Source organism: Candidatus Margulisiibacteriota bacterium (genome assembly GCA_018822365.1).
In the GTDB taxonomy this organism is placed as follows: Bacteria; Margulisbacteria; WOR-1; order O2-12-FULL-45-9; family XYB2-FULL-48-7; genus XYB2-FULL-45-9.
Map to the genome: position 1 here is coordinate 1 of JAHJKL010000001.1, position 5,463 is coordinate 5,463.

Annotated in this window: 6 protein-coding genes; 5 read left to right on the top strand and 1 reads right to left on the bottom strand. The window is 51.5% G+C overall.

From position 1 onward, the window contains the following. Positions 1 to 448, top strand: a 448-nt coding sequence (locus KKF06_00005) for a hypothetical protein (protein ID MBU1616148.1), incomplete at its 5' end; no start/stop codon positions are given. Here KKF06_00005 and KKF06_00010 read toward each other — a convergent pair. After that, positions 387 to 1,070, bottom strand: a complete 684-nt coding sequence (locus tag KKF06_00010; GenBank protein MBU1616149.1) for a hypothetical protein — start codon at positions 1,068 to 1,070, stop codon at positions 387 to 389. The genes KKF06_00005 and KKF06_00010 overlap by 62 nt on opposite strands. A gap of 63 nt (positions 1,071 to 1,133) precedes the next feature. Here KKF06_00010 and uvrB point away from each other — a divergent pair, with 63 nt between their 5' ends. From uvrB to KKF06_00030, 4 genes are read left to right on the top strand one after another with little or no spacing between them, the layout of a single operon-like run. Then, positions 1,134 to 3,107, top strand: coding sequence for an excinuclease ABC subunit UvrB (uvrB, locus tag KKF06_00015; GenBank protein MBU1616150.1), 1,974 nt, complete (start codon positions 1,134 to 1,136; stop codon positions 3,105 to 3,107). Between the two features lie 58 nt (positions 3,108 to 3,165). Further along, on the top strand, positions 3,166 to 4,050 hold the full coding sequence (dapA, locus tag KKF06_00020) for a 4-hydroxy-tetrahydrodipicolinate synthase (GenBank protein ID MBU1616151.1): 885 nt from the start codon (positions 3,166 to 3,168) through the stop codon (positions 4,048 to 4,050). A 25-nt stretch (positions 4,051 to 4,075) separates the two neighbouring features. Further along, complete coding sequence (locus tag KKF06_00025) at positions 4,076 to 4,810, top strand: metallophosphoesterase (protein ID MBU1616152.1); 735 nt, start codon at positions 4,076 to 4,078, stop codon at positions 4,808 to 4,810. Next, positions 4,803 to 5,393, top strand: a complete 591-nt coding sequence (locus tag KKF06_00030; GenBank protein MBU1616153.1) for a hypothetical protein — start codon at positions 4,803 to 4,805, stop codon at positions 5,391 to 5,393. Before KKF06_00025 ends, KKF06_00030 begins: the two co-directional genes overlap by 8 nt. Positions 5,394 to 5,463: the final 70 nt, after the last annotated feature.

The following is a 5,463-nucleotide window of genomic DNA, read 5'->3' on the forward strand; positions in this document are numbered from 1 at the left end:
CATAGTTTACATGGCCCATTCGGCGATTTCCTCGATCCCTTTTCCCAACCCGCGCCAGATGGTCGAATTAGAGAGAGATCGCGACAGGGTAAATCAGCTTCTTTGGAACCGATTCAAGGAAACGCCCGACCCCTCTAAAGATCAATACGGCAAGTCGCATATCAGTTCGGCTATTACCAGCCTGGCGAGAGAATTCGGAGTCGCGCCATCACAGGTTCATATCTATTCCGGCCATGAACGGGAAAGTTATTGGGCGACTTCACCGGACAAGGGCCAGCCGAACTTTAAGATTATTCACGCTAACGTCACCAAAAACTTTGGAGTGGGTCTTGTCGGAGAGAACTTGATCAGGGAGCGGCTTAACGTCAAGAAGGGGTTTGTTCCATTTACCACGGTTTACGAAATGGGGAATTCCCAGGGACCAGGTTCGCTTCCCGCGGCGGCTTAAACCTGCCCAGGGTCGGCATTCCATGGTAACCGTATTTATCAAGATCGTTTAGGGAAAAGATAATCCCCTGGGTCCCGTTGGAGTATTTTATCACTTTGTCCTCTTTCAGCCTTTCGCTGATCGCGATGGAAACAATTGTCGGAAAAGCTGGCCCGTCGTATTCCTTGTCCATTTTTCCGAGCATGGCGCAATAGATAGAAGGCTCCGCGTCATCGATCTCCTCTTCCGCCGATATTCCCATAATAGCTAAAAAGGCGCGGCGGTGAGTGCCTTTGCCGACCCGGGTCAGGCTTTCAAAAGCTCCGCAAAAATCGATCACATCTTCTCTGGTAGGCTGGAGCAAGCCGTAATTTTCTATCCCTTTGCCGTTCTCGAATGTATGGGAGAGGAGCCGCAATCTGGTAAAGGTCCAAAAACTTATTCGATTATGATGGAAGACCTTTCTTTGCAGGTCATGTTGAAATGTTCGTCTGATTTCCGGCCGGTCAAGCTGCTCCCAGGCCGCCTCGGTTGCCAAAGCGATCCGTCTTTTGACTTGATCTCGGGGAGCGGAGAGAGTTCCGCTGACGCAATTTCCGATTTTAACTGTATTTCCCGGACGGGAAAAGATTGAACAGATCATGACAGGTAGTTGTCGCTCTGTTTTTTGCCAAATTTCAGCGCTTTTGCTATTATTTAGAACACTATGCCCGACTTTAAGATCGTCTCCAGCTTTGAGCCGCGCGGCGACCAGCCAAAAGCGATCACCTCGCTGACCAGGGGGCTGACCGGCGGCGATAAATTCCAAACCCTTTTGGGGATCACCGGTTCGGGAAAGACCTTTACCATGGCGAACGTTATTGAAAAGGTCCAGCGGCCGACCCTGGTCATCTCTCCCAACAAGACCCTGGCGGCCCAGCTCTGCCAGGAATTCCGGAGCTTCTTTCCCAATAACGCGGTCGAATATTTTGTCTCTTACTACGATTACTACCAGCCCGAAGCGTATCTTCCTCACACCGATACCTACATCGAGAAGGATTCGGCGATCAATGAAGAGTTGGACCGTCTCCGCCATGAGGCGACCATGTCGCTTTTAACCCGCCGTGATGTCATCGTTGTTGCTTCGGTCTCATGCATATTTGGGTTGGGGACCCCCAAGGATTATCAGCGGGCGGTCATTACTATTAAACTGGGGGAACGGTTTGACCGTGAAGCCTTGATGCAAAAACTGATCTCGGTCAAGTATGAGCGGAACGATCTTGAATTAAAGAGGGGGCGTTTCAGGGTCCGGGGGGAGAGCATCGAGATCTTTCCCGCTTACGAAAAGAATCTCCTGCGGGTCGAGCTCGACGGCGACCTGGTTGCCAGGATCTCGGAGCTGGAAGGGGTCTCGGGGCGTAAGATCGGCGAAAAAACGGTCGCCTATGTTTTTCCCGGGACCCATTATGTTACGTTTGAAGACCAGATCGAAACCGCTATCCAGTCGATCACCAGGGAAATGGAGCAGCAGCTTAAGGTCTTAAAGAAAGCCGGAAAGATCGTTGAGGCCCAGCGGCTGGAGAAGCGGACCAGGTACGATATTGAGATGATCCGGGAGATGGGTTACTGCTCCGGGATCGAGAATTACTCCCGTCACTTTGACGGTCGCCGTCCGGGAGAGCCTCCTTCAACTCTGCTCGACTATTTTCCGAAAGACGCGCTGATGTTCATTGACGAGTCCCATATAACGGTTTCCCAGCTTCGGGCGATGTACAACGGGGACCGGGCCCGCAAGAACACCCTGGTCGATTTTGGTTTCCGCCTTCCGTCCGCCTATGATAACCGGCCCCTTAATTTTGAGGAGTTCCAGAAAAAGCTCAATCAGGTGGTCTTTGTTTCGGCAACCCCGGCCGAATACGAGCTGAAAAATTCCAAACGGATCGTCGAACAGATCATCAGGCCGACCGGCCTGATCGATCCGGCGGTCGTGGTCAGAAGGTCCGAAGGGCAGGTTGACGACCTGATCGGTGAGATCAAGACCAGGGTGGAGAAAAAGGAGAGGGTCCTGGTCACGACCCTGACCAAGCGGATGGCGGAAGACTTGACCGAGTTCCTTAATGAGGCGGGGATCAGGGTCCGCTATCTTCATTCCGATGTCGAAACGCTCGACCGGATCGAGATCCTGCGAGGATTGCGGCTGGGGGAATTTGATGTTTTGATCGGGATCAATCTATTGCGCGAAGGGCTTGATCTCCCGGAAGTTTCGCTGGTGGCGATCCTTGACGCCGATAAAGAGGGGTTTCTGCGGGCGGCAACTTCGCTCATCCAGACGATCGGGCGGGCGTCGCGCAACGCCGGGGGGATGGTCATTATGTACGCCGATAAGGTCACCGACTCAATGCGTAAGGCGATCGGTGAGACCGGGCGTCGGCGTAAACTTCAGGTCGAGTTCAACAAAAAGAACGGGATCACTCCCCAGACTATTGTGAAAGAGATCTCTGATATTTCTGACCGGATCAAAAAAAGCAAAGCGGAAGAGATCAAAAAACTTAAAGATTTTCTGCCGCCGGACGAAGTACCGGCACTGCTCCGCTCGCTTGAAGTTGAGATGCAAGTGGCGGCGACCGCCTTGAACTTTGAACAAGCGGCAAAGTTGAGAGATAAGATCAAAGAGCTGAAAAAGGTTTTTGGCGTTACATAGAGCTTATGTATATCGCTCGATAAATATGTTAAAATCAGATATTCCCGGAGGTGCTCCAATGGTTAATTTAGGCAATGTTATGACGGCGATGGTCACGCCTTTTAAAAATGACCTGTCTGTTGATTATGAGATGGCCGCCCGCCTGGCCAATTACCTGGCTGATAACGGTTCGGACACAATCGTCGTCCATGGTACGACGGGTGAATCGCCGACCCTGTCGCATGATGAGGAATTTGAGCTTTACCGGGTGGTAAAAAAAGCGGTCGGTGGCAGGGTTAAAGTGGTCGCCGGCACCGGATCGAATTCAACCTCGACCACCATCAGTGCGTCCCAGGAAGCGGAGAAGATCGGGGTCGATGGCTTATTGGTCGTCGTTCCTTATTACAACAAACCGTCGCAAGAGGGGATGTACCAGCACTTCAAAGCCGTCGCCCAAAAGACCAAACTGCCGATCATTATTTATAATATCCCCGGACGCTGCGTTGTCAATATGCTGCCGGAAACAATCGCTCGCGTCGCCAAAGAGTGCCCGAACGTGATCGGGCTGAAAGACTCAGCGGCCAATATTGAACAAACGAAAATGACCGCCGGGCTGGTCCCGTCCGGGTTCACGATCTGGTCGGGCGATGACTCTATGGCCCTGCCAATGATGCGGGTAGGGGCGGTTGGGGTCATTTCAGTCGCTTCTCATGTAGCCGGAAAGGAGATTGCCGCGATGGTAGCCGCGTTTCACGCGGGCGAGGTCAAGAAAGCCGAAGCGATACATGAACGGTTGCTGCCGTTGTTTAATGTCCTCTTTATCACCGCCAATCCCACACCGGTCAAAGCGGCGCTGGCGATGATCGGCCTGCCGGTTGGGATCCCGCGCCTACCGCTGATCGAAGCGAACGAAAGCGAAAAAGAGCGGATCAAAAAAGTTTTGCAGGATTTAAAATTTGTTTAGTGGATCGATCAGGAAACCGCGACGTTTGGTCGCGGGTTTCCTGACCCTGCTATGTCTTGCCTCTTCTGCCTTTGCCTTCTCTTTTGCTGTTTTTGGCGATAATCACCGGAACGACGAGTTGCTCGATCTGATCATCGACCGACTTAACAAAGACCCTGAGATCGCTTTTACGGTCAACCTGGGAGACTTTGTCCTGAACGGCAAAAAAGAAGAATATCTTGCTTTCAATCAGAAGGTCAAGCGATTGAAAAAACCGCTTTTTAATGTTCTGGGGAACCATGACGGGGTCAACGGCGGCTGGAGGATCTTTCAGCGGACCTATGGCCCTCTTTATTACGCGTTTGACCATGATGATTGCCGTTTTATTATTTTGAATAACGCCTTTAAAGAAAGCTTTGATGCCGTTCAATTTGCCTGGCTGAAAAAAGAACTCGCGGCTGCCCGAAACAAAAAGATCTTTGTTTTTATGCACAAGCCTCTTTTTGATCCGTCCGAGATCTACCAGCATTACGTCATGAGCGGTCGGGCGGTGACCGAAGAATTAATGAAGCTTTTTGAAAAGTACAGGGTCCGCTATGTCTTTGCCGGTCATGTTCACGGTTATGCCAGATCGGAGCGGAAAGGGGTGGTTTATGTCGTCAGCGCTGGTGCCGGCGCCCCGCTTTATTTACCAAGAGAGCTTGGCGGATTTTACAATTATGTTAAAATAACCGTGAAAGGTGACTCGATCGCCGATCAGGTGATAAGGCCGTATGAGTAAAAAACAAGCGACTGCTGTTGTGCAAAGGAACCGCCTGGCCCTGGCATATCTGGAGCTGGCGGATGACGCCGTTTTCTCCGGTCTTCCCGAAGCCGATAAGCTTAAATCCATTCGTGAAGCGCTGCAAAGCGGCGACGAGATCGCCGGAAAGGTGATCGCCGAATACCGCTCCCAGGATCCGCGTAAAATTGCCGCCCTCCTGGGGATCAGGATCTTTGGGGAAGAAAAAAAAGGGTTGGTCCGGAGCGAGTACCGGCGGACGACCCAGGAGATCGTAATTTCACGCCGTTTTCATGACAAGCTCCGGCGGCAGGTACATGTTCCGGAACTTTCCGAGAGGCTGTTAAAGATCGTAGTGGCGCACGAGCTTTTTCATTATTTTGAGCTGGAACGGTTCGGGGAAGTATACAAGAAGTTCCGGTTCAAGGTCTGGAGTCTTGGCCCTTTTAGTAATTACAAGATGATCAAGGGATTGAGCGAGGTTGCCGCTCAGGCTTTTACCCAGGCTTTGCTGGGGATCGAGCTGACCCCTGAAGTCTTTGACTACATGCTGATGGCCTCCTTCCTGGCGAAAAAAAACTGATTATTGACTTTTTTGTGTATCGGTATACAATCGTATACATCTTTGATTGCTGATGATGGTCGAGGAGGGG